Below are 24,156 nucleotides of genomic sequence, written 5' to 3'. Positions count from 1 at the left end.
CGGCGCGGCCGGGACCGCCGGTGACGGCGGCACCGGCGGAAAGGGCGGGCAGGGGGGCATCGGGGCCACGGATGCTCCCGCCTTCTACGCCGTCGGCGGGAATGGAGGCAACGGCGGTACCGGCGGTTCCGGTACTCACGGCGGTGCTGGCGGAGCCGCGGGAGACGGCGGGGCCGGAGGTGTCGGTTGGAGTGTTGGTGGTGGCACTGGTGGCACCGGGGGTGTCGGCGGCGCAGGCGGTTACGGTTTCATCAGCGGAGGGGCTGGCGGCGCGGGAGGAGCCGGCGGCGCGGGCGCACCAGCCTACGACCGGGGCACGGGAGGTAACGGCGGGAATGCTGGTGCCGGTGGGGCTGGCGGGGACGGCGGGGTCATCGGCGGCTACGGCGGAAACGGCGGCCATGGGGGACGCGGTGGGGCGCAGCTAGAAGGCGGTTTTGGCGGCAGCGGCGGCAACGGCGGTAACGGCGGCAACGCCGGCGCCAGCAATGGGACGCCGGGCGGACCACCCGGGGCAGGCCAGCCCGGGCAGTACTTTTTGCTGGCGAGTCCGGGGTACTACGCCGGCGGGCAGGGTGGCGCCGGCGGAACCGGTGCCGTGCCAAGTACGGCGTTGTGACGCCGCCGAGATTGTCGGCCGCTGTGGACTCGGCGTGCGGTTAGTGGTCCGTGTGTGAACACGCTCGATGACGGGCTCAACACGTCAACATGACAAGAACTCGCTGTGGCGTCACTTAACTGGTTGCCCTGACCACTCGGCGATCCGCCGCTCGCGATATCGGCGTTCCGGGGCCGCGACCGCCCCGGTGAGCGATGCCCGCGTTACAGCCACGGCCTCGGCGAACCGGCCCGCCCGGGAAAGCAATTCACCACGCACGGCGTACCATCGCTGGTCGGCCTCCAGCTGCTCCAGCGCCTGCAATCCCGCTGCCGGCCCGTCTCGTTCGGCCAGCGCCACAGCGCGGGCCAGTGCCGCGGGACCACTCGGCCGGACCGACATCAGCAGGTCGTAGAGCCGGACGATCTCGGCCCAGTCGGTGGCCTGATACGACGCGGCCCTGGCGTGCTCGGCAGCAATGGCCGCCTGTAGCTGGTAAGGGTCCGCGACCGCGCCGGTGCGACGCAGCGAGTCATCGAGCAATCCAAGCGCTTCGGTTATCGCATCGGTGTCCCACCGTGCGCGATCCTGGTCGGACAGCGGGATCGGCTCCCCCGCCCCGTTTACGCGCGCGGCCCGCCGGGATTCGGTCAGCAGTTGCAATGCCAGCACCGCCATCGGTGCGGGTTCGTCGGGCATCAGATCGTGCACCAGGCGCGACAGGCGCAGCGCCTCGCGGGTGCCGTCGACGTCCACCAGACGATCGCCACCGGCGGCGGTGTGCGCGATCGTGTACGACGTATGCAACACCGCGCACACCGCCGCCAGGCGCGCCGGCAACTCTTCGTCGCCCGGCACCCGGTACGGGATCGCCGCGGTGGCAATCTTTTTCCGCGTCCGGGTCAGGCGCTTGGCAACCGCCGCTTCACTGGTCAACAGCACCGCCGCGATCTGCGCCGGCGACAGACCGCACAGGGTGCGCAGCGCCAGCGTCACCTGGGCCTCCAAAGCAAGCGCCGGATGGCAACAGGTGAAGATGAGCCGCAGCCGGTCGTCGGCCACCACACTGTCTGGCGGCAGGTCGGGAACCGCGAGTTCCACGCTGGCACGCTCCTTGTGCGCCCGGGCGCCTTCGCGGCGCAGCAGGTCGATGGCGACCCGGCGCGCGGCCACCGTCAGCCAGGCCCGTGGTTCGTCGGGCACCCCGGTGCGGGGCCAGTCCCGCAGAGCGCGCAGTGCGGCTTCCTGCACCGCGTCTTCGGCGATGTGTAGCGAGCCAACCGTCCGGATGAGGGTGGCCAGGATGCGCGTCCCCTCGATCCGGACGGTTTCGGCGAGTGCGGCGTCGGTGTCCATCAACCGACTCAAGGATCAGCCGAATTCGATGACGGGACGCACTTCGACCGCACCGTCCCAGGCCGCCGGGATGTCGGCCGCAATACGCAGGGCCTCGTCCAGGTCGGCCGCCTCGATCAGGTAGAAGCCGGTCAGGGCCTCCTTGGTCTCGGCGTACGGGCCGTCGCTGGTGACGACGTCGCCGCCGCGCGCCCCGCTGACCCGCACGGTGGTTGCGGTGCCGGTCGGGTACAGCGCGGCGCCGCCGCGGATCGCGGCGCCGTGTTCTTGACCGAACTTCTGGTATTCGGCCATGTCAGCGGCCTGTTCGGGGGCCGACCAGTCGACGTCCCTGGTGTAGGTGAGTGCGGCGTATTGCGGCATGGTGTCCTCCTGTACTGATCATGATCGGGGCAGTTCCCCGGTCTCACCAAGAGGACGATTGCGGAACCGCCATCAGGACACCCCAGTCGGATCAATCTGAGCAATCGCCCCAGAACCAAAACCTATCCCTCAAGCGCAGCCAAGCTGGGCACCGCTTCAAAATCGTCACTCCCGCCATGTTGGAGCACAACGGCAGCCCCACCAGGGCCGGAATGCCCTAGCCCGAACCGGCCCGAGGATCAGATGGTGAATTTCATGATTCGTGCATCAGCCGTCACAGCGCCCGGCGGTGCTGCCGCGATCGGTGCAGGTTCTGCGCCCGCAAGGGAAAAGTTCGGGTTTTCCTAACCCGACCGGACGACGCGGGGAGGTACGGCGACGATCTGCGCGAATTGGTGATCGCACTGAATGGAGGGAACGGGTGTCCATGTTGTCCATGCCGCCAGGGGTCGGCGAGGAGTTCGCGGGATACACCATCTTGCGAGTGCTCGGTGCCGGTGCGATGGGGACGGTATACCTGGCGCAACATCCGCGGTTGCCGCGTCACGACGCTCTGAAGGTGCTTTCGGCCGACTTGACCGCTGATCAGGACTACCGGGTGCGCTTCCTGCACGAAGCCGACGTCGCAGCGAATCTGTCGCACCCCAACATCTTGAGCGTCCACGATCGCGGTGAATACCACGGCCAGTTCTGGATCTCGATGGACTTCGTCGACGGCGTGGACGCGGCCACACTGTTGCGCGAGCAATACCCCAATGGGCTGCCCACCGATGAAGCGCTGCAAGTCATCAGCTCGGTTGCGTCGGCGTTGGACTACGCACATCGGCTGGGACTGTTGCATCGCGACGTCAAACCGGCGAACATCCTGCTGAGCGAACCCGACGCCGGAGAGCGGCGGATCTACCTGACCGACTTCGGCATCGCGCGCAGCATCGACGACCCGGCGGGGCTGACCGTGACCAATATGACCATGGGGACGGTGGCCTACGCCGCCCCCGAACAGCTGCGGGGTGAGCTCGTTGATGCGCGCGCAGACCAGTACGCGCTGGCCTGCACGGCGTATCACCTGTTGACCGGCGCTTTGCCATACGACCATCCCAACGCGGCGGTCGTGATCACCCAACATGTGACGGCGCCACCACCGTCGATCGGCGAACGGCGCCCCGAATTGGCGGCGCTGGACACGGTGTTTGCCAAGGCGATGGCCAAGACGCCCGCCGACCGGTTTGGCAGCTGTAAAGAGTTCGCCGGAGAACTGCGAAAGCGCCTCGCCGCAGGACCGATCGACATTCTCGACACCCAGCCGGGCCCGATATGGACCGCCGTCACCGCACCCGCGGCCGCCCCCGGCCGAAAGCGCATGGTCCGGCGCCCGAAGGTCCTGCTGGGTGTCTTGCTGGGCATCGTCGTGCTGATCGGCGGTGGCATACTTGCCGCGGTTACGGTCCCGAAGCAGCACAACCCGACAACCACCCCGACACCCGCCGGCCCGCCGCCCAACACCGGCCCTTTCACCGGCACCTACACCGCCGCCTACGACGCAGACACCGATCTCGACGGTAAACCGACTGAGGGTTCGACGCCGTACACAGCCACTTGGGGCGTCCGCTCGGTGTGCGGCCCCACTGGGTGCGTCGCCACTGCGGCGCGTCTCGACAGCCGCCCCACGCAGTTCCCCAAGCTGGTGTTCGACAATGTCGGCGGGGGCTGGGTAGCCGTAGCCCTCGGCTCTGACAAGTGCCGTGACGCTCCCATCGAAGTCTGGGCGGTGATCACCGTGCAGCCGCGGCCCGACGGCACCCTTGCCGGCGAATACAGCGCCACCACCGCCAATGGTTGCGCCGCAAAACGAACGGTGACCTTTACCCGGACCGGAGACGTCGACGTCAACAGCCTTCCCGACCCGGCCGCCCAAGCACCCCGGGTGGTGTCCCCGGCGGAAGGCCTACGCGGCCGCTACCGTCAGACAATGACGACCGCCAAGGGAACGAAACTCTCGCCGGACGACTTTGCCGTCCGTACGGCATGTCTTCGCACCGGCGATCGGTGCATGAGCTACTTGCATAATCCCGAATCTGCAATGCAGCTGGTGTTCGGCGGCGGGAACTGGATCTGGAACCGCGAATTCGACGACAAGTGTGAGGCCGGCGACCCGTCGCACTACAAGGCGTACGCACAGTTCTCCCTACCGCAACCGCCACAGGATCCGATCACCCTGCTCACCGGCCGTGGTCACGTGGAAGCTACCGGGTCTTGCGGCGTGAGCTTCGATATCGACGTGAGAACTGAACGCCTCGGCGAATAGATCAGAAAGTCACCTCGCGCAGCACCGGCAGCGATGTCGGCGATCCCTTAGCCGACGGGATACCCCACCGACTTGATCTCGGTGTACTGGTCGAATCCGGCGATGCCGTTCTGGCGTCCCACGCCGCTTTGCTTGTAGCCGCCGAACGGTACGTCGGCTCCATACGGCGCGCCGCCGTTGACGCCCATGAAGCCGGCCTTGATCCGCCGTGCCACTGCCAGCGAGCGCTCCAGCGAACCCGACATCACGTTGCCCGCCAGACCGTAGACGCTGTCGTTGGCGATCCGGATGGCGTCCTCCTCGTCGTCGAACGGGATGACCGACAACACCGGGCCGAAGATCTCTTCTTGGGCGATCGTCATGGAGTTGTCGACATCGACGAAAAGTGTTGGGCGGACGAAGAATCCCTTGTCGAAGCCGGTGGGGGCATCCGGTCCGCCGACCAGGGCGGTGGCGCCTTCCTCGACGCCGTTGCGGATATAGCCCATGACGCGGTCGCGCTGACGCTCCGAAATGACCGGTCCGCAAAGGGTTCCGGGATCCTGGGGATCGCCGCAGGTGACGTTCTCGTAGATGCTCTTGAGGATCGCGACGCCTTCGTCGTAGCGCGACCGCGGCAGCAGCATCCGGGTCGGGTTGGCGCAGCCCTGGCCGGCGTGCATGCACGGCGCGATGCCGATCGCGCAGGCCAGCCCGAAGTCGGCGTCCTCGAGAACGATGGTGGCCGACTTGCCGCCCAGTTCGAGGAACAACCGTTTCATGGTCGCCGCGCCCTTTTCCATGATCCGCTTGCCCACCACCGTCGAGCCGGTGAACGAGATCAGGTCGACCTTGGGTGAGAGCGTAAGTTCCTCTCCCACAAAGTGATCGGACGCAGTGACGACGTTGACCACACCGGCGGGGATGTCGGTCTTCTCGGCGATCAGCCGGCCCAGCCGGGTCGCGTTGAACGGGGTGTTGGGGGCCGGCTTGAGCACCACGGTGTTGCCGGTGCCCAGTGCCTGGCCGAGCTTGTTCAGCGTCACCTCGAACGGGAAGTTCCACGGCACGATCGCACCGACCACGCCGACCGGCTCCCGCCACACCTTGATCGACGTGTTCGCGCCGGTGAGGCTGATCACCCGGTCGCCGAGGTCGGTTTCCCAGGCGTACTCGTCGATGAGCCGTGCGGGGTACTTCAGGCCGTCGGCCAAGGGCGCATCCAGCTGGGGGCCGAAGGTGATCGCGCGCGGCGACCCCACTTCCAGGATGAGCTCCTCGCGCAGCTCCTCTTTCTCCTCTTCGATCGCGTCGTGCAGCTGTAGCAGACAGCGCTTGCGCAACTCGCGGTTGGTCGACCAGTCGGTCTCGTCGAAGGCGCGCCGGGCGGCGTCGATGGCCCGGTGCATGTCCTCCTTGGAGGCGTCGGCGACCTCGCCGAGGGATTCCTCGGTGGCCGGGTTGATATTGGTGAACGTGCCGGCCTGGCCGTCGACGAGTTTGCCGTCGATCATCATCTTCGGCTCGAAACGGACCTTTACAGTGTCAGCCATATGTGTTCAGCTCTCTTTTGACAAGGCGCTGGTGAGAGCGCCGGGACGTAAACGGCCACCCGTTAGAAAGTAACTCTACGGTGAGCCTTACCGGAAAGCACCCAGTCAGCTACTGAGCGTCGAAGAGCACCGGCACCGACGTCGGCGACCGGAACACCTGACCACGGATGTGCGGGTCGTCGGCATCGGGATCGAGCCGCAGGTTCGGCAACCGGTCCAACAGGAGGTTGATCGCGGTGCGCATTTCCAGCCGCGCCAGGTGCATGCCGAGACAGACGTGCACCCCGTGCCCCCAGCCCAGATTCGACCTGGCCTGCCGGTGAATGTCGAACTTGTTGGGGTCGGGATAGCGATCTTCCTGACGGTTCGCCGAACCCAGCATCGGCATCACGGTGGCGCCGGCCGGGATCGCCACCCCGCCAAGTTCGGTGTCGCGGGTGGCCACCCGGGTGATGGTGAGCAGTGGGGGTTCCCAGCGCACACCCTCTTCGATCGCCTGCGGCAGCAGCGACCGGTCCGCCCGGATCGCCGCCAACTGTGCGGGATCCGACAGCAGCCCCAGCAGCAGACTGCCCAACGACCGGTAGGTGGTCTCCACTCCGGCGGGCAGCAGCAGCCGCAGAAACGAGAAGATCTCCTCGTCCGCGAGCTTTTGTCCGTCGATTTCGGCCGCGCCGAGGGCGCTGATCAGATCGTCTTTCGGTTCGGCGCGCCGGGCTTCGAGGATCGGTGCGAAGTATTCGCACAGCGCCGCCGCGGCGGCGAGCCCGCGTTGCGGGTTCATCAGCCAGCTCAGCAGCGAGATCGACCACCGCTGGAACTGTGGGTAGTCCTGCTCCGGCAGGCCCAACAGTCCCGCGATGATCTGGCTCGGATAGTCGAAAGTGAACTCCTTGACCAGGTCCGCCTTGCCGTTGGGCGCGAAGTTGTCGATCAGGCTGTTGGCCACCCGGGCCACCAATTCGTCCTGCCACCGCGCCAATGACTTCTGCGAGAAGGCCTTTGACACCAGCGACCGCAGCCGGCCGTGCACCGGCTCGTCCATCCCGAGCATCACGCCTTCACCCAGCACCGGGCCGAAGGCGGCGATGACAGCCGCCGAGGAGAACGTCTCATTGTCCCGCAACATCTGCGTGATGTCCTCGTGGCGATACACGATGAACATCGGCAGCGATTCCTCGTGCGGCAGCGCGCCGGAGGTCTCCAGGCGCTGCACGGGTTCCTCGCGGCGCAACCGCGCCAACTCGGTGTACGGGTCGCGCACGTCACCGGAAATGGCGTCGTCGAAGGCGCCGAAGGCTTCCAAGTCGTCGAATAGCTGTTCCATCAGTACCTTTCACTCCCCTTGTTTGCGCCGCGCCGACAGCGCGGCCAGGCGCTGCAGTATCGGCTGCGGCAGGACCCGCGCGGTCAGGACCATCGCCCGCTGTGCGGCCGTCAATGGATAGGCACCGCCCCGCATCGACCCCTGCCTCGGTATGCCCAGCACGATGCGCGAGACGTGGTGCATGCCCGCGGCAGGCAACATTCTGTTGAGCGCCAGCAACATTGAGGCATCCGGCCCCACACCGCGGCGACGGAACGCCTTCGTGTCAGCAAGCGCCTTGACCAGTCCGTCGGTGAACCGCTCCGGGGGCCTGGCGAGTTTCATCGCGAACCTCCCCCGGGAGTTCATGGTGTTGTGCAGCCGGACGTACGGGCCCTGGAAGTTTCGGTTATCGGTCGTGCCCGCGTCGGTGATGATGTCGGTGTCATACGTGCCGGCCACCAATACGGTGACGCCCAGTCCGAAGGGCGCGATCTCGCACGCCATCGACTCTCCCCACCGCTCCAGCGCCCCCTTGGCGGCCGAGTAGGGCGCGGTGGCAGGCTGACCGCGCACCCCGGCCGCGCTGGAGACCAGCACGATGCGTCCCTCGCCCGCCGCCCGCATCGCGGGCAACAAGGCCTGGGTGAGCGCCACGGGCCCCAGCACGCTGGTGTCAAACATGTTCTGCCACAACGCCATATCGGTTTCTTCGACCACTCCCGCCGCGGAGATGCCTGCGTTGTGCACCAGCGCATAGGGCGCTCCCACAGCCTCTTCGATCGCCTTTGCCGCGGCGGCGATCGACGTGGGGTCGGTGAGGTCCAGCTGCACGGGAACCACCCGCCCGTCGTCCACACTGGCCCCGGTCGCCTGCCGTAGCAACGGAACCCCGCGGTCGGGTGTGCGCATGGCCGCGACCACGCGCCACCCTTCGTGATGCAGGCGCACGGCAGAGGCGAACCCCAGTCCGCGCGACGCACCGGTGATGACAACCGCGCGCGGTTCAGCCATTCTTGCTCGCGGTTGCGCAGGCCCCTTGACCCGGCGGCGGCGGATCGACGTGCGGGCGGCCGTTCGGCTCACCGCTCGCCCAGGTCGACCAGATGCCGACCGAGTAGGGGCCCGGGGCACCCGCCTTCTCGTAGAAGCCCTGCGGGTCATACACTTTGGCTTCCGGGTAGGGCCACGGGCAGGCCACAGAGGTGGCGGCATGGCTGACCTTGATCGCCCAGAACCATGCGCCGTAGGCAAAGTAGGACACGTTGATGATGGCGAACATCACCAGGAACGTGCCCAGCACCGGCCGGCTCGGGAGGATCTTCGCTTTCGCCGCCAGCTTCTCGGCCACCGATTTGCCGGTGTCATCGCGGTAGCAGAGGATCGCCGCCGGCACCATCACGAATGTCACCGAGAACGACTCCCAGATCAGCGGGAATTGGAATGTCGTGCCGGTGAATACCGAGCCCCACGGAATCACCTGCGAATAGATGTACATTCCCCAGTGGATCAACGTGTTCTCCAGAAACGCGTCCATGACGAAGCCGATCGCACAAGTCACCAGGCCCAGGCAGATCAACGGATGCCGTGATACGAACGCCTCCGGCCCTTTCCGTGCCTGCAGTTTGCGCAGGATCCAGACCGCCGGGAAGTAGGGGCCGAAATAGAACATCACGTAACCGAACACCACGAACGGTTCGACGGTCGGTGACAATGACACCAGCGGCCAGGACTCCGGCCAGTGGGTGAGGTCGGGGTTGTAGACCGCGAACGGAGCCCAGTTCATGATCGGGTCCTGCCACACGATCAAAGTGGTGCACAGGAACATCAGCATCACCGGACTGCCCGGATTGCGCCGCCAGCCCCTGATGAACACCACCAGCAGCACAACCAGCGTGATCGCGGTGGCAACATCCAGGAAGGTGATGTAGTCCAACCCGAAGGTGAACCTCACCGGGCGCGGCCGCCCTTGCACATTCGGGTTGGCGACGCGCGGGTCGAGGGCGGTGCGGCAGTTCACGATGAAGAAGAGCGCAAAGGCCGCCAGCGCAGCACCGGCGATCCAGCCGCCCCAGCCGCGTCTGGCACCTTGCGGCGGGGAAACCGATTTCTGTTGCGCGACAGCCGATTGGTCAGTACTCATGCCGGCAACCTCACTCTCCGAAGCGATCAACCAGGTGCGAGTTGACCCCGTCGGCATCAAGAGTCCGTGCCACCAGATAGCCGGCGCCCATCCACGCCCGCCGGGTCCACTTGCCGAAGGACACCCGGGTGCCGGGCGCACCCGACGCGGCCGGCATCATCTTCACCCGCTCCAACGCCTCTTTGACCCCGCGCGGGCTGAGCGGGTGCGCGTCGCTGAACGCCCGCACCAGCGTGGCGGCGACATCGCGGTTCACCACCGTCACGCAGAACTCCGGGCGACTGCCGTTGTACTTTGTCGCGTAGGTGTCCAGGAAGTCCTGGCCGATCCGGTTGGCCTCGTCGTACTGGTCGACACCGGTCCAGCCCATGAACGCGTTCCACATGATCGGGTTCACCCAGGCGTTCTGCCACGCGGTGGTGCTGAACCGGGGCGGGTCCCAGCCCAGTGCTTCGAGCGCCGGGTTGATGAAGACGATTCCGAATCCGAAGCCCAGGTGCACGATCGCCTCGGCCTTCGCCTCGTGCAACGTTGACACCGCCGTGTTGATGTCCTGAGCGGTCTGCGCTATGGAAACCTCCGCGACGATCCGAATACCCTTGCGCCGGCAGGCGCTTCGCAGGTTCTTCAGGTAGCTCTCACCGATCAGGCTCTGCTCCACCAGAACACCGATCTCGGCGAGGCCACGTTTGGCCACCAGATCGGCGATGAAGATCGGCTCGTCGGTCATCGATCCCTGCGGGAAGGCGAATGTCCACTCGCCCAGCCAGTCGTCGGTGCCGGTCACGCTGATCGTCGGCACCTTGAATCTTTCCTCGATCGCCTCACGCAGCGGCACACAGTTGTCGGTGATGTTCGGCCCGAACACCACCAGGCAGCCCTCGTCGACCAGTTCGCCGTACGCGTCGATCACCGCCTTCACCGAACCCTTGGGCAGCCCCTCCACCTCGCGATAGATCATCTGCACGGGACGGTCCATCAAGCCCTGCTGGACCGCCTCCTCGAAGATGAGGTCGAAAGTTTGGGTGAACGAAGCGAACAGCTCCTCGGGAAACCCTGGCGGAAGCCGGAAGTCCATCAGGTAGCCGACCTTGATCGGTTCTGCCGTGCTTTCGTAGGACATCGGACCTCCCCGTGGACGAGCACGTCGCTTGGCTGCTTGCTCGACCTAATATTTGTTCAGACCCTAGCGGTGGCTAAATGCAGCGTCAATCATCGTGGCCCCGCGCCGAGATACACATCGACCATCTCGTCGAGCGCCCGGCCCACCGCTACATCGTCGGTGAGCGCTCCGGCGATCGCCGCCCGCGCCGCCTCAGCGATCGGCAGACCCTCGGCGACGAGCCGGCCCGCCGCGATGAGCACCCGGGTGGATGCGACTTCGCGCAGGCCGCCGGTCTCCAGTCGCCGGATGGCTTGACCGAAGCGCACCAGCTCGGCCGCGGTCGACCCGTCCACCCCGGCCTCGTGACACACGATCTCCTGCTCGAGATTTTTTGCCGGGAAACCGAATTCGATGGCGACCAGGCGCTGACGGGTGGAGTCTTTGAGGTCCTTGAGCACGCTCTGATAGCCGGGGTTATACGACACCACCAAGCCGAATCCGGGTGCGGCGTCGAGCGTCACACCGAGACGCTCGATCGGGAGTTGGCGCCGGTGGTCCGCGAGCGGATGCAGCACCACCGTGGTGTCCTGCCGGGCCTCGACCACTTCGTCGAGATAACAGATCGCACCCTCGCGCACCGCCCGGGTCAGCGGGCCGTCGACCCAGACCGTCTCGTCACCCCGCAGCAGATACCGGCCGACCAGGTCTGCGGTAGTGAGGTCGTCGTGGCAGGCGACGGTGATCAGCGGCCGGCCCAGGTCATGCGCCATGGCCTCGACGAAGCGGGTCTTGCCGCAGCCGGTCGGGCCCTTGAGGACCAGCGCCAATCCCTGACGGTAGGCGGCCTTGAAGATGGCCTCTTCGCGGCCAACCGCCGTGTAGTAGGGCCGCACCGTATCCGCCACTTCAGCGACCGCACCGTTCCGGTCGGCAATGCCGGACTCGTCGGCCATGACTTCCCCTCTGCCACCGCGTTGCACGCAGCCTATTCGGAACAGATCTTTGTTTCAAGTCCGGTGGTCCGATCCGCCGCGCCTCTACTCCCCAACTCTGTTCTGGGACAGGGCATTACTCATGACACCCGGCGCCGGACCTCGGCCGAGCGCAGCGCCGATCTGAACAGCGGTCCGATCACACCGGCGAGTTGATCCGGCCGTCCGACGGTGGCGTGTGCGGTGCTGCCGAACACCCGGCGCAACGAGGGCACGTCGGTTCCGGCGCCGATGGTCAGGCACACGCAGCCGCTCCCCCGCCGGCGGGCTTCGGTCAGCGCGCGACGCGCATCGGCGGCACCATAGGCCCGCTCGTAGCCGTGGTCGTATGCCAGCCCGTCGGACAGCACCACCAACAGCCGCCGGGATGTGCCTCCGCCCGTCTCCAGCACCGCCGAACCGTGCCGGATCGCCGCCCCGAGACGGGAGTACGCACCGGGTTCCAGACTGTTCAGCCGTCTCATGACGCGAGTGTCGAGGTGGTCGTCGAATCGCTTGACGGGCACCATGCTGACCGCGCGGCGCCCCTGAGAATAGTAGGCGTACAGCGCAATTCGGTCGCCGAGGTCATACAGGGCAACCATGAGGTTGGCGACGGCCGTCCGCTGCTGTTCGTGCACCGTGCACCCCGCCGTTCCCGGCTCGGCGGCCGACCCCGAGATGTCGAGGAGCAACAGCACCGACAGATCGCGCCGCCGCCGTAAACTGTCGAGGTATACCGCCTCGTCGGGTACCGATCCGGCCCGGACCTCGACGCGGGCCTCCACCGCCGCGTCAATGTCGATGTCGTCGCCCTGCGCCTGGCGGTGGCGACGATGCAGACCCAAGCCGAGCCGCGACAACGGGCGCCGCACGCCGATGGCGGCGTCGATCCCGGGGGTGGCCGACGCTTTGATCTTCGGCTCCACCTCCTGCACGGTGCACCACTGCGGCCGATAACTCTTGCGCGCCGCGTCCCACTCCGGATAGGTCACGCCGTTGGAAACTCGTCGAGATTGCGCATCCTCGACGTCCTCGCCGGACATCGTGGCCATTGACGACACCGCGTGGAAACCGCGATTGGCCGCGCTGGTGCGGTGCGTCGGCGCATCCGCGCCCGGGGGGCCACCGCCGCTGCCGGCTTTACGTGCGGACGACAGCATCTTCTTCAACCACTTACCGATGAAGCCGCCACCGCCCACCGGGCTGGTGAACAGATCGGGATCGTCGCAGTCGTCGACTTCACCGTCGTCCAATTCGGCAAACTCTGCCGCGCCCCGCCTCCGCGCCATGTGTTGGGGGTTCGCTTCGTCTTGCTGCTTGTCCGCCCGCGAGCAGGCGGCAAGCACCTTGGCGGCGCGGATCACCCCGAACTCGGGCGGGACCTCGTCGAGTGCCCCGCGCCGTTCGGCAAGTTGTAACGAAGCCGACGACGACGCGCTGCGGCCGGCGATTTCCCGATCGCCCAGCCTCGCCAGGATCGGCGGCAGCAGGCCGCTGTTTGCAACGAGCGCACGGTGGGCCTCGATCGCCAGATATCGTCTGGCCAGCCGAGGATGGCGGACCAACGGGCGCACCACGTCGGGATCCAGGCTGCCTGCCGCGATCAGGGACGCCTGGACTGCCACGGTCTCCAGCCTGGCTCGCGGCGCGGCAGCGGCGTCGAGGTAGATCGTCTGACTGTCCGTCCAGGGCGAGTCCCCCGGGGGCAACTTGTCGACTGCCACCGGCCGGCCCGCGAGAGCCGAGGCGAGCATGCTGAGGCCGCGGAGCTGATCACCGGGAGCGCCGTCTCCCAAGTCCGACCCCCGAATCCTTTTTTGACCAAATATCTGTTCCAACGTAGAGTCCGGCTTGGCTGCAGTCAATCGCATGAGGTCGAATAGGAAACGTGGACTTCTCCTACCCCGCGGAAGTGGAACGGTTCCGCGACGACCTGCGTGGCTGGCTATCGGAACATCTCACCGAGGAATTGATCGCCGCGCGCCGGCCCTCCGGCCGCAGTGAGGCCGTCTTCGAAAAGCTCCGCGCGTGGAACGCGACCATGGCGGATGCGGGCTGGGCGGCCGTGTCGTGGCCACGTGAGTACGGCGGTCGCGGGGCGACAGTACTCGAGCAGCTGGTCTACACCGAGGAGACCACGCGGGCACGGGCGCCGTTGCCGCTCAACGTCATCGGGATGAACAACATCGCTCCCGCGATCATGCAGTACGGCACCGAGTCGCAGAAGACGACACTGCTCCCCCGGATGATGCGCGCCGACGACATCTGGTGCCAGGGTATGTCCGAGCCCGAAGCCGGGTCCGATCTCGCCGCGCTGCGGACCAGGGCGGTGCGCGACGGTGACCACTTCGTCGTTACCGGACAGAAGATCTGGACGTCGCTGGGCCACAAGGCGAACTGGTGTCAGCTGTATGTGCGCACCGATCCGGAAGCCCCGAAGCACAAAGGGATCTCCTGCTTGATCGTGGACATGAGCCTGCCGGGGATCGAGGCATGCCCACTGGTGACGCTCAACGGCGACACTGACTTCGCCGAAGTGTTCTTCCATGACGTCCGGGTGCCGGCCGACGCCCTGCTCGGTCCCCTCAATGCCGGTTGGCGGGTTGCCACCACGACGTTGAGCCACGAGCGTGCCGGCGCCGCGCGGCTGTACGCAGAAATGCAGGTCCGGCTGGAAGAACTGGTGGCCGACTTCGCGGAGACCGATGGTGGCGACGCGCTGGATGACCCGGTGACCCTGCGCCGGCTCGGCGAGATATCGGTCCGGATCAAATATCTGGAAGTTCTTTGCCAACGCGCGATCTCGGCAACATTGCACGGCGGAGACCCACTCGGCTCGGCAAGCCTGGCGAAGACGGTATGGGGTGAGATCGGACAGGATCTCGCAGCCCTGGCGTTCGACGTACTGGGCACCCGCGGCGTGCACGGCCGCTGGGCCGATTACCGCCTGACATCGCGGTCGCTGACCATCGCGGGCGGTACCAGCCAGATCAACAAGAACATCACCGCCCAACGGGTCCTGGGGTTGCCACGCTCATGAATCTCGAACTCTCCGCGGAACAGGTCGCCCTGCGTGACACGGTGCGACGCTTCCTGGCCGAGCGGGCGCCGGTGTCGGGGCACGCGCGCGCGCTGCTCGACGATCCCACCGGCAACACCGAGACCGTGTGGCGCGGCCTGGCGGATCTGGGCGCGACCGGCCTGCTGGTACCGGAGGCAGCCGGTGGCGCCGACCTGACCATGGTTGAAGCCGGCATCGTCGCCGAAGAGCTCGGTGCCGCTTTGTACCCGGGCCCCTGGTTGTCCACTGCCGTCGGCGCCGTGCGGGCATTGACTCGTCTCGGCGGTGAGCCTTCGACGAATATTCTCGCCGAAATCGCCGCCGGAACATCGATAGTGACCGCCGCTATGCTGGATGCCGGCACCGTCGCGGCGATCGAACGCGGCCCGCACGTCGTGCTCAAGGGTGAGATCGCCCTGGTGTCTGACGCGGCGGCCGCCGACGTCATGCTCGTCCTGGCCCAAGACCGCGACGACACCGGGCTTTTCGCGGTGAAGACCGCGGATTCGGGCATATCCGTGACGCATGAAAGCGGAATCGACGCGACCCGCAAGCAATTTCGAGTGGAGCTCGACCGCGTGCCCGCACAGCGACTGGGCACGCCCTCCGCCGACACCATCCGGGCCACGGCCGACGACCTGCTGATCGCGACCGCCGCCGACGCGCTGGGCGCCGCGCGCGCCGTGATGTCCATGGCGATCGAACACGCAAAGACGCGAGAGCAATTCGGCCAGGCCATCGGATCTTTTCAGGCGGTCCAGCACCTCTGTGTCGACATGTTCGAGACGGTGGAGTTGGCTCGTAGCGGGGTGATCCATGCATTGTATGCCGCTGATGCCGCCGATCCCACGGAGCACCACATGTCCGCGGTCCGGGCCAAGGCCTTCGCCGGGCGGCTGGCCGCTGTGGGGGACAACGCCATCCAGGTGTTCGGCGGCATCGGATACACCTGGGAGCACGATGCACACCTCTATCTCAAGCGCCTGCTCAGCTGGAGCGCACTCGGTGGTGGACCCGACCAGTATCTGACCGAAGTCGGTGCGCGCCTTGCCAAGAAGCGACAGCGATGATTGAGTTCGCGGGCCGGCGCGCAACGCGGCATTGATCTCGGGGCACGACTCGCTCGGCGCGCAAGTCGCTGGACGTGGACGCGACCGTCGACCCCGACGAATCCGTGACCGCCTGCGCATCGGCCTGCAGGCCGCCAACGGCTCCAACCAGCAGACCTGGCGATGGCTGTAGGTGACCGACCCGGCGTTGCGGGGCAAAACCGGCGGCCCGCGCGTCGGCTGCCCGTCGACGAGCGGTCGACCATTGGTCGTCCCCGCCCGGCTAGGATGGGTCAGCGGGGCCGCACGCAGCGCGTTTGGCGCGGCGATTCTGGTAATCTCTGACAAAGATTTGGTTCAGCAGGAGGGCGGGACTCGCATGTTGCCGAAGCTGCGATTCGCCACGTCCAGCCGACCATGACCGACAGCGCAACCGAATCCAAAACGCGCCGGACCGAGATCCTCGAGACCGCGGCAACGTTGATCGCTTCATCCGGACTACGCACCTCGCTGCAGGAAATCGCCGATGCGGCAGGCATTCTCCCGGGCAGTCTCTACCACCATTTCGAATCCAAAGAAGCGATACTGGTGGAGCTCATCCACCGGTATCAAGCCGAGCTGGACCGGATAGGGCAAAGCGCCCAAGTGAAATTGGACGAGCCGGACTCCCGGCCGCCGGCCGAGCAGATCATCGAGTTGGGCTCGGCGATCGCCAACTGCGCTGTGCGGCACCGCGCCGCCTTGCAGATGTCGTTCTACGAGGGACCGAGCACGGATCCCGAACTGATGAAGCTGACGCAGCAGCGGCCCACCGCGATCCTGGAGGCAATGCTGCAAACACTGCGTGCCGCCAGATGGAGCGGTTACATCAGGGCCGACATCGACCTGCCCACGCTGGCGGATCGCATCTGCCAGACCATGCTGCAGGTCGGTCTCGACGTGATCCGGCACAATTCCTCTCCCGACCAGGTCGCCGCATTGATGTGCCGAATCATCCTGCAAGGGTTGGCGTCCCGGCCTCCTGATGATCGCGCGCTGGACCGGTCCCCGGCATTCGCCGCTGCCGGCCAGGTCATCGCGACCTGGGCCGACGACCGCGAGGCCGACCCCAGCGACAAGGCGGCACACCTGCGATCGGTGGCACGAACCGAATTCGGCCGCAAGGGATATGAAGTCACCACCATCAGGGATATCGCGTCGGCGGCCGGGCTGGGCACCGGAACCGTGTACCGGGTGATCGGATCCAAAGACGAACTGCTGGCCTCGATCATGCGCTCCTTCGGCCAGAAGGTCGAAGGAGGCTGGGTCGATGTGCTGCGATCCGAAGCGACGCCGATCGAGAAGTTGGATGCCCTCAGCTGGGTCAATATCAATGCGTTGGACCAGTTTTCCGATGAGTTCAGGATTCAGCTCGCCTGGATGCGCCAATCGCCGCCCCGGGACACGGTGAACCCGGGATGGTCTTACACGACCCGGCTGCGTCAGATGAAATCCCTGCTCTCCGAGGGAATCCGGTCGAAGGAGATCCGTACCGATCCGGCGTCGGCCACCATGTTGGCCCGGTGCATCATCGGCATGCAGTGGATCCCGGAAAACATTCTGCGCGCGGTGGGCACCCGAACTTCGCTGCTCCTGGCCCGCGACACGGTATTGCGCGGCGTGGCGGTTCGCGGCAAGTAGCAACCAAATTTATGGTCCGACGACCGCTTGGCGATTCGCGTAGCGTGACGTGCATGGCACACATCATCATCGTCGGCGGGCACGGCAAGGTGGCGCTGCATCTGGCCCGGATCCTCCACGAGCGCGGCGACCGGGTGAGCGCGGTTTTCCGCAATCCCGATCACAGTGCCGACGTCGCGGCGACCGGGGCCGAACCGGTGACGGCCGACATCGAGCATCTCGGTACCGATGAGTTGGCCGATCTGGTGGCAGGGCATGACGTTGTGGTTTTCTCCGCCGGGGCCGGTGGCGGCGACCCGTCCCGGACCTTTGCCGTCGACCGGGATGCCGCGATCCGGGTGATCGACGCCGCCGAGCGGGCGGGCGTGCGCCGGTTCGTAATCGTGTCCTACTTCGGCGCCGGGCCCAATCACGTTGTTCCGGAAGATGATTCGTTTTTCGCGTATGCGGAGGCCAAGGCGGCCGCAGACGAGCACTTACGGGCCAGCGACCTGGACTGGACGGTGCTCGGACCTGGCCGGCTGACGCTGGAGCCGGCGACGGGACGGATCGCGATCGGCGAGGGAAAGGGTTCGGTCGCTCGCGAAGACGTCGCGCTGGTGGCGGCCGCCGTCGTGGCCGACGACTCGACCATCGGCCGCACCATCGAGTTCAACAATGGTGACGTTGCGATCGCCGAGGCATTGGCCGGCTGACCCGCTGGCGTGACCCGTCAGTGATGGCCGCCGGATCAGAAGCCGCCCTGCCCGCCTTCACCACCGTCGCCGCCTGCGCCGCCGTCGAATCCCTGGGGCGCTAAGCCGCTCTTGCCGCCGAAGCCGCCTTGCCCAGCGCCTACGGGGAGCGGGGCGGAACCGTTACCCCCGGTGCCCCCGGTGCCGCCGGTACCGCCTTGGCCGCCCGGGCTTTGCCCGGTGACGCCGCTGTCAAAACCTCCGCCCCCGGTGCCACCGGACCCGCCCTTGCCACCGGTGCCGCCACTTCCGACGAGTCCGGTACCGCCATTGCCACCGTTGCCACCGGTACCGCCGACGCCTGGGTTGAGGATGAAGTCCGCCAGGCCGCCCGTGCCGCCTATGCCGCCGGCACCACCGTCGCCTCCGTTGCGGCCGTCGCCACCAACACCACCGGTGCCACCGCTCCCGCCGATTTGGCCATTGCCGCTCGCACCGCCGTTGCCGCCGGCGCCCCCCGTACCGCCGTCGCCGTAGGTGCCGCCCGCACCGCCCACACCACCCGTCCCGCCGGCGCCGCCCTCGGCACCGCCGCCGAGCGCGAAGGAGCCTGAGCCCCCATTTCCGCCGACACCTCCGGTGCCGCCGCTGGAGGCGTCGCCCGACAGCCCGGCCGTACCGCCGGGAGCGCCGGCGCCTGCCGCGCCGCCCGACCCACCTGCGGCCGCGGCGCCGCCGATGCCGCCCTGACCGCCGTCACCCGGCGAGACGACCGGAATCAGCGACAAGTCGCGACCGTCCCCTCCCCTGCCACCTGTCCCCGCTGTCCCGGCGTCGCCCCCGTCGCCCCCCCTACCACCGGCGCCCTGGTCGCCCGCCGTGCCGAACGGATTCCCCGCGCCGCCGCCGGCCCCGCCTGCCCCGCCGGATCCGCCGTCGCCGCCCTGCCCCGCGTCTCCGCCGTCGCCGCCCGTCGACCCGTTCGGATTGGCCTCGGTGCCGTTGGCGCCTTGGAACCCGTTTGCGCCGTTGCCGCCGGTACCACCTCCGCCGCCGTTGCCGCCCGCACCGCCGGTTCCGCCGTTACCGGCAATGCTTCCACCGGTGCCGCCCGCCCCGCCGGCACCACCGGCTCCGCCGGTTTGTCCGGTGCCGCCGTCAGCGCCAGCTGCGGTGGGCGAAGTCCCAGCCTTCCCCGCCATTCCGGCGCCGCCTCTGCCGCCGGTTCCACCGTCACCGACGAGTCCGGCGTCGCCCCCCGCCCCGCCCGCCGCACCGGCACCGCCGGGCGTTGTCGCGTCGGCGCCGGCGCCGCCGGTACCCCCGTTGCCACCGGTGGTCGGGCGATCGCCCACTGCGCCCGGGGAGCTGGTGCCGGCGCCGAGGCCGCCGGCTCCGCCAGACCCGCCATTGCCGGGGTCGCCGCCGTCGCCACCTCTGCCGCCGACACCGTCATTGAGGCTCCACGTGCCGGCCGCGCCGTTGCCGCCATATCCGGCGGCCCCACCTGTTCCGCCTCTGCCGCCGGTTCCGCCTGCGCCCTGGTCGCCGTGCGTGCCTGCCGGACCGGCGCCACCGCCACCGCCCGCGCCACCGGTACCACCGCCGCCGCCGTCTCCGCCGTTGCCGCCGACCTCGCCGTCCGCGCCGAGCGTAGCGCCGTTGGCGCCTGCAGTCCCCCTGCCGCCTGATCCTCCGGTACCGCCGACACCGCCGGCGCCGCCCGTTCCGCCGGCCCCTTGACTGCCTCTGATGCCAGCCGGCGCGTCCCCGCCGGCCCCACCTGCGCCACCGGTGCCGCCGCTGCCGCCGGCGCCGCCGGAACCACCAACCTTGCCGTCGGCACCGAAGCCGGAGCCGTCGGCGCCGGTCCAACCGTCTCCTCCGACGCCCCCGATCCCACCGACCCCTCCGGTGCCGCCGTTACCGCCGCGCCCACCGAGGGCGCCGCCGCTGCCGCCGGCACCGCCGACTCCCCCGGCGCCGCCGTCTTGACCGGTGCCGCCCGACGCACCCGGCAGCCTGATCGTCAGACCGCCGAGTCCCTCGCCGCCGGCGCCACCGGTACCGCCATCGCCGCCGTTGCCGTACAGACCACCATCACCGCCTCTGCCTCCGGCCGCGCCGGTACCGCCGAAGACAGCATCCGCGCCCTGACCACCGGCACCACCGTGGCCACTGCTGCCTCCGAAGACGACCACAGAACCACCGTCCTGACCCCGCATGGATCCCTCGCCGCCCGCCCCGCCGACCCCGCCGGCACCCGCATCACCGCCGCGACCACCGTTCCCGCCGACCCCGTTGTTGACGCTCCAGGTGCCGGTGGCACCGTCGCCACCGTTACCCGCGATACCACCGGAAACGCCGTTACCGCCGGCACCGCCGATGCCTTGCCGGCCGTCCTGCCCGGAGGTCGCCAATGCGGCGCCGCCGGCACCGCCGTTACCACCCGCGCCCCCATTGCCTCCGTCACCGGCGTGGCCCCCAGATCCGCCGTTCCCACCCAAGGCGGTGGCGGTGACGCCGTCGGCGCCATCACCACCGACGCCGCCGTTTGCGCCTCGACCGCCGGCACCCCCGTCACCTCCGTTGCCGGCGTGCAATCCGCCGTTGCCCCCCGCGCCGCCATCGCCGCCGGCTCCGCCGTGGCCGCCATCTGTGCCCGAAGCACCCCAGATCTGCGCCGACGTGCCCGCGGCACCGGCCAGACCGTCCCCACCGATACCGCCGGTGCCACCGTCGCCGACCAATCCAGCGTCGCCACCGCGACCGCCGGCAGCACCATCGCCGCCCGCAACCACGGCGTCGGCGCCACTGCCTCCAGAGCCTCCGTTGCCACCGCTGGTCGGTGTTGCGCCGTCGGCTCCGGCCAAGCCATGGCCATTGCCGCCGTGAGCTCCGCCCGCCCCGCCGGCTCCTCCTTTGCCGGGGTCACCACCGTGGCCACCGGAGCCGCCCACACCACCGTTGACGCTCCAAGTGCCGGTTTCACCGCTGCCTCCGTCGCCGGGCACTCCCCCGGCACCACCGGCGCCGCCCGCTCCGCCAATGCCATGGCTACCGACCCGACCGATCAAGCCGCCCCGTCCGGCCACGCCACCGCTGCCACCCACACCGCCCGCACCGCCGTCGCCACCGTCGCCACCAGCTTGGCCGTTGCCGCCCCGTACCACGGCGTCCGCACCGGCAAACCCGGCACCGCCGGCACCGCCTCCACCACCGACACCCCCGTTGCCGCCCGCTCCGCCGATGCCGATCAAGCTGCCGCCGGCACCGCCCGCTCCACCTGCGCCGCCAGATCCGCCGGCCGCGCCGGCCGCGCCGGAATCACCTGATGCGGTCGCAGAAAGGCCGGCCGTGCCGGCCAAGCCGTCGCCGCCGGATCCACCGGCGCCGCCGATGCCGACCAATCCCGCCCGCCCGCCATCCCCACCGGCGCCACCGGACCCGCCGGCGATCGTGGCTGCTGCTCCGGCACCACCGTTGCCACCGTCGCCGAGGAGCAAACCGCCGCGGCCACCGGCACCGCCCGCTCCGCCGGTACCTCCCGTGTTGATCGCTCCCGTGCCGCCAAGACCGCCGTTACCGAAAAGCCCGGCGGCCCCGCCCGCACCGCCGATCCCGCCGCCGGTTCCTCCCTCGCCACCAGCGCCGCCGCTACCCCACAACCAGCCTCCGGCGCCGCCGCTACCGCCTGCGGCGCCGGCGCCGCCGGTCCCGCCTGCGCCGCCGCTTCCGAGCAATCCCGCCGAGCCACCGGCGCCACCGACCTGCCCCGCGGCACCCGAGCCACCGGCACCACCGTTACCGAGAAGTAGACCACCCGGCGCTCCGTTCGTCCCGGTACCGGCGAGTCCATCGGCCCCGTCACCGATCAGCGGTCGACCGAAGTGGGCCATGGTCTGTGAATTGACAGCGCCCAAGAGATTTTGTCCCGCGTTGGCCGCTTCGGTGGCGACGTAGGAACTCGCGCCGGCGCTGAGCGTCTGCACGAATTGGTCTTGCAACAGCGCCACTCGCGCACTCAGCGCCTGATATTGCCGACCCTGTCCGCCGAACAGCGCCGTGATCGCCGCCGACACTTCGTCAGCGGCTGCCGCTGCGATCACGGTCGTGTGCGCGGCCGCCGCGGCATTGGCCGCGCCGAGCGTCGTACCGATGCGCACCAGATCAGCGGCTGCCGCTGACACGAACTCAGGCATCGCGATTACAAATGACATCTCTAACCTCCGGACCCCTAGCGGCAGGTCGCAATTGCAGACAAATGCCAGTGGCGCACTGTCATTGACATAAGATAAGGATTTCGATAGCTGGGGCCAGAGCAGTTCAACCAACGCCGCAGGTACCGATCGTGCAATTTGCACAAAAGCCTTAGACTGCCGTCGTGACCTGGCGGGAGCCTTCCCAGCGTGTGCAGGAGCTGATTCGAAAAGGGGCCTGGCTCGCGCTCAACCCGAGCCGCGAGTGGCTGGAAGAGTTCGACCGCGTCACGCTGAACGCCAGTGCGCGCATCTCCGAAGACCCCGGCTTGGCAGCGGTCGTCAGTCGCTCGAACCGGGCCACGTTGGTGTATTTCGCGTCGGCCATGCTGCAAGCACCGGGAGCACCGGTCGAGCCGTACCTCAACGCCGAAACATTGCGTATGGCAAGGGATTTGGTGCGTCGCGGGCTGGACGCGTCCGCGCTGGAGGTCTATCGCATCGGGCACAACGTGGCATGGCGGCGCTGGACGGAGATCGCGTTCGAGCTCACGTCCGACCCGGAGGAGCTCCGCGAACTGCTCGACGTGCCGTTCCGTTCGGCCAATGAATTCGTGGACGGCACGCTGGCCGGCATCGCAACACAGATGCAGACCGAGTATTCCGAACTAACCCAGGACATCAGCGCCGAGCGTCGCAAGATCGTCGAACTCATTCTGGATGGCGCTTCCATCGACCCGGAGCGCGCCGAAGAGCGATTGGGCTACCGACTCAACCGAACTCATACCGCGGCCATCCTGTGGTCCGACGAGTTGGACGACCCGGAGGATCGGCTTGACCGCGCCGTTGAGGCATTCAGTCGAGCGGTCGGCTGCGAGCGCCCCCTTACCGTCGTCGCCAGCGCGGCCACCCGCTGGGTGTGGGTCAGAGATGTCGCCGCCCTCGACCCCGACCGGGTCCGCGAGGTCCTGAAGGAAACCACGGGAACGCGGATCGCGGTCGGCAGCACGGCGCCGGGAATCGACGGGTTCCGGCGCAGCCACATGGATGCTCTCACTACGCAGCGAATGTTGGTCCGGCTCCGCTCACGACAGCGCATCGCCTTCTTCGCCGATGTTCAGATGGTTGCATTGCTGACCGAAAGCCCGGACGGCGCAGACGATTTCATCAGCGCCACGTTGGGTGATTTCGAGACGGCCAGCCCGGTCCTGCACACCACAGTGCTGACCTACATCAACGCCGAGTGCAACGCGTCGCGCGCCGCAAAACTGCTCTACACGCACCGCAACACGCTGGTGTATCGGCTCGAGGCCGCGCAACGACTCCTGCCGCGCCCGCTCGAACACACCCTCGTCGAGGTCGCCGTCGCGATCAAGGCACTGCAATGGCGCGGCAACCCGTCCGATGGTCGGGCCGGAACGCCGGACGACAAGCCGGACCGCGACACCGTCGTTGTACGCGGCGACCACCAGCACTAGTACGCTCGGTTGTGCAGCTGGTCTGCTGTCGCCGCATCCCGCGGCGCCGGCATCGAGCGAGGCACCACGCTTCGTGAGAGGGAACCCGGTGAGAATCCGGGACTGTCCCGCAGCGGTATGCAGGAACGAAAGCCGTCTTTAAGCACTGGTCTTGAGAAATCAAGACTGGGAAGCGACGGTCAGTAGGAGCACCGAGGGTGCGCGCCCGCAAGTCCGAAGACCTGCCAGCTGTGCCGGGCGCGCCGCGCCCGGCGGCACACCGCCTCGTGGAATGGGCGTTTGGCCAGCCAGCCGTGGTGGTACGCGGGCTCCGGAGAGCACCAGCGCATCGCC

16 protein-coding genes, 2 pseudogenes and 1 riboswitch are annotated in these 24,156 nt (G+C 68.1%); of the genes and pseudogenes, 8 read left to right on the top strand and 10 right to left on the bottom strand.

What is annotated here, in order from left to right; translation table 11 throughout:
• Positions 1-619, top strand: a pseudogene (locus AC5Y7D_RS24270) (hypothetical protein); the annotation flags it as partial.
• Between the two features lie 111 nt (positions 620-730).
• On the opposite strand, the gene AC5Y7D_RS24265 reads toward AC5Y7D_RS24270, so the two are convergent.
• Together AC5Y7D_RS24265 and AC5Y7D_RS24260 are read right to left on the bottom strand one after the other, a co-directional pair.
• Positions 731-1,954, bottom strand: a complete 1,224-nt coding sequence (locus AC5Y7D_RS24265) for an RNA polymerase sigma factor (protein WP_499928382.1) — start codon at positions 1,952-1,954, stop codon at positions 731-733.
• 15 nt (positions 1,955-1,969) lie between these two features.
• Positions 1,970-2,317 carry a YciI family protein gene (locus AC5Y7D_RS24260; RefSeq protein WP_499928381.1) on the bottom strand — a complete coding sequence of 116 codons (348 nt, stop codon included), beginning with the start codon at positions 2,315-2,317 and terminating at the stop codon, positions 1,970-1,972.
• Positions 2,318-2,744: 427 nt separating this feature from the next.
• On the opposite strand from AC5Y7D_RS24260, the gene AC5Y7D_RS24255 reads away from it, so the two are divergent.
• Positions 2,745-4,622, top strand: a complete 1,878-nt coding sequence (locus AC5Y7D_RS24255) for a serine/threonine-protein kinase (protein ID WP_499928387.1) — start codon at positions 2,745-2,747, stop codon at positions 4,620-4,622.
• A gap of 47 nt (positions 4,623-4,669) precedes the next feature.
• Here AC5Y7D_RS24255 and AC5Y7D_RS24250 read toward each other — a convergent pair whose 3' ends face one another.
• The 7 genes from AC5Y7D_RS24250 to AC5Y7D_RS24220 form a co-directional block, all read right to left on the bottom strand.
• Positions 4,670-6,154 carry an aldehyde dehydrogenase family protein gene (locus tag AC5Y7D_RS24250; protein WP_499928380.1) on the bottom strand — a complete coding sequence of 495 codons (1,485 nt, stop codon included), beginning with the start codon at positions 6,152-6,154 and terminating at the stop codon, positions 4,670-4,672.
• 109 nt (positions 6,155-6,263) lie between these two features.
• Complete coding sequence (locus tag AC5Y7D_RS24245; RefSeq protein WP_499928379.1) at positions 6,264-7,481, bottom strand: cytochrome P450; 1,218 nt, start codon at positions 7,479-7,481, stop codon at positions 6,264-6,266.
• Between the two features lie 9 nt (positions 7,482-7,490).
• Entirely contained in the window at positions 7,491-8,474 is a 984-nt protein-coding gene (locus tag AC5Y7D_RS24240) for an SDR family oxidoreductase (RefSeq protein ID WP_499928378.1), read from the bottom strand.
• Positions 8,467-9,603 (bottom strand): spirocyclase AveC family protein, encoded by a 1,137-nt coding sequence (locus AC5Y7D_RS24235; protein ID WP_499928377.1) that lies wholly within the window; start codon positions 9,601-9,603, stop codon positions 8,467-8,469. The genes AC5Y7D_RS24240 and AC5Y7D_RS24235 overlap by 8 nt, the downstream gene beginning before the upstream one ends.
• Positions 9,604-9,613: 10 nt before the next feature.
• Positions 9,614-10,726, bottom strand: a complete 1,113-nt coding sequence (locus AC5Y7D_RS24230) for an ABC transporter substrate-binding protein (protein ID WP_499928376.1) — start codon at positions 10,724-10,726, stop codon at positions 9,614-9,616.
• Positions 10,727-10,815: 89 nt separating this feature from the next.
• A complete protein-coding gene (locus AC5Y7D_RS24225; protein ID WP_499928375.1) occupies positions 10,816-11,661 on the bottom strand; it encodes a CbbQ/NirQ/NorQ/GpvN family protein in 846 nt (281 codons plus the stop codon).
• A 119-nt stretch (positions 11,662-11,780) separates the two neighbouring features.
• A complete protein-coding gene (locus AC5Y7D_RS24220) occupies positions 11,781-13,478 on the bottom strand; it encodes a nitric oxide reductase activation protein NorD (protein WP_499928374.1) in 1,698 nt (565 codons plus the stop codon).
• A gap of 92 nt (positions 13,479-13,570) precedes the next feature.
• Between AC5Y7D_RS24220 and AC5Y7D_RS24215 the strand changes: the two genes are divergently transcribed.
• The 5 genes and pseudogenes from AC5Y7D_RS24215 (at position 13,571) to AC5Y7D_RS24195 (ending at position 18,167) form a co-directional block, all read left to right on the top strand.
• On the top strand, positions 13,571-14,722 hold the full coding sequence (locus AC5Y7D_RS24215; RefSeq protein ID WP_499928373.1) for an acyl-CoA dehydrogenase family protein: 1,152 nt from the start codon (positions 13,571-13,573) through the stop codon (positions 14,720-14,722).
• Complete coding sequence (locus AC5Y7D_RS24210; RefSeq protein ID WP_499928372.1) at positions 14,719-15,813, top strand: acyl-CoA dehydrogenase family protein; 1,095 nt, start codon at positions 14,719-14,721, stop codon at positions 15,811-15,813. Before AC5Y7D_RS24215 ends, AC5Y7D_RS24210 begins: the two co-directional genes overlap by 4 nt.
• Positions 15,814-15,881: 68 nt before the next feature.
• Positions 15,882-15,982, top strand: a pseudogene (locus AC5Y7D_RS24205) (nitroreductase family protein); the annotation flags it as partial.
• A 227-nt stretch (positions 15,983-16,209) separates the two neighbouring features.
• Entirely contained in the window at positions 16,210-17,472 is a 1,263-nt protein-coding gene (locus tag AC5Y7D_RS24200) for a TetR/AcrR family transcriptional regulator (RefSeq protein ID WP_499928371.1), read from the top strand.
• A 53-nt stretch (positions 17,473-17,525) separates the two neighbouring features.
• Entirely contained in the window at positions 17,526-18,167 is a 642-nt protein-coding gene (locus tag AC5Y7D_RS24195; protein WP_499928370.1) for an SDR family oxidoreductase, read from the top strand.
• A 35-nt stretch (positions 18,168-18,202) separates the two neighbouring features.
• Here AC5Y7D_RS24195 and AC5Y7D_RS24190 read toward each other — a convergent pair whose 3' ends face one another.
• A complete protein-coding gene (locus tag AC5Y7D_RS24190) occupies positions 18,203-22,366 on the bottom strand; it encodes a PE family protein (RefSeq protein ID WP_499928369.1) in 4,164 nt (1,387 codons plus the stop codon).
• A 164-nt stretch (positions 22,367-22,530) separates the two neighbouring features.
• Between AC5Y7D_RS24190 and AC5Y7D_RS24185 the strand changes: the two genes are divergently transcribed.
• Entirely contained in the window at positions 22,531-23,823 is a 1,293-nt protein-coding gene (locus tag AC5Y7D_RS24185) for an Rv1453 family transcriptional regulator (protein WP_499928368.1), read from the top strand.
• 30 nt (positions 23,824-23,853) lie between these two features.
• Positions 23,854-24,066: riboswitch (cobalamin riboswitch) on the top strand.
• Positions 24,067-24,156 lie beyond the last annotated feature (90 nt).

It is taken from the genome of Mycobacterium sp. NGS49 (assembly GCF_059812565.1).
Note: the sequence above shows the minus strand (reverse complement) of the source record. Positions and strands in the feature narration are given on the sequence as shown.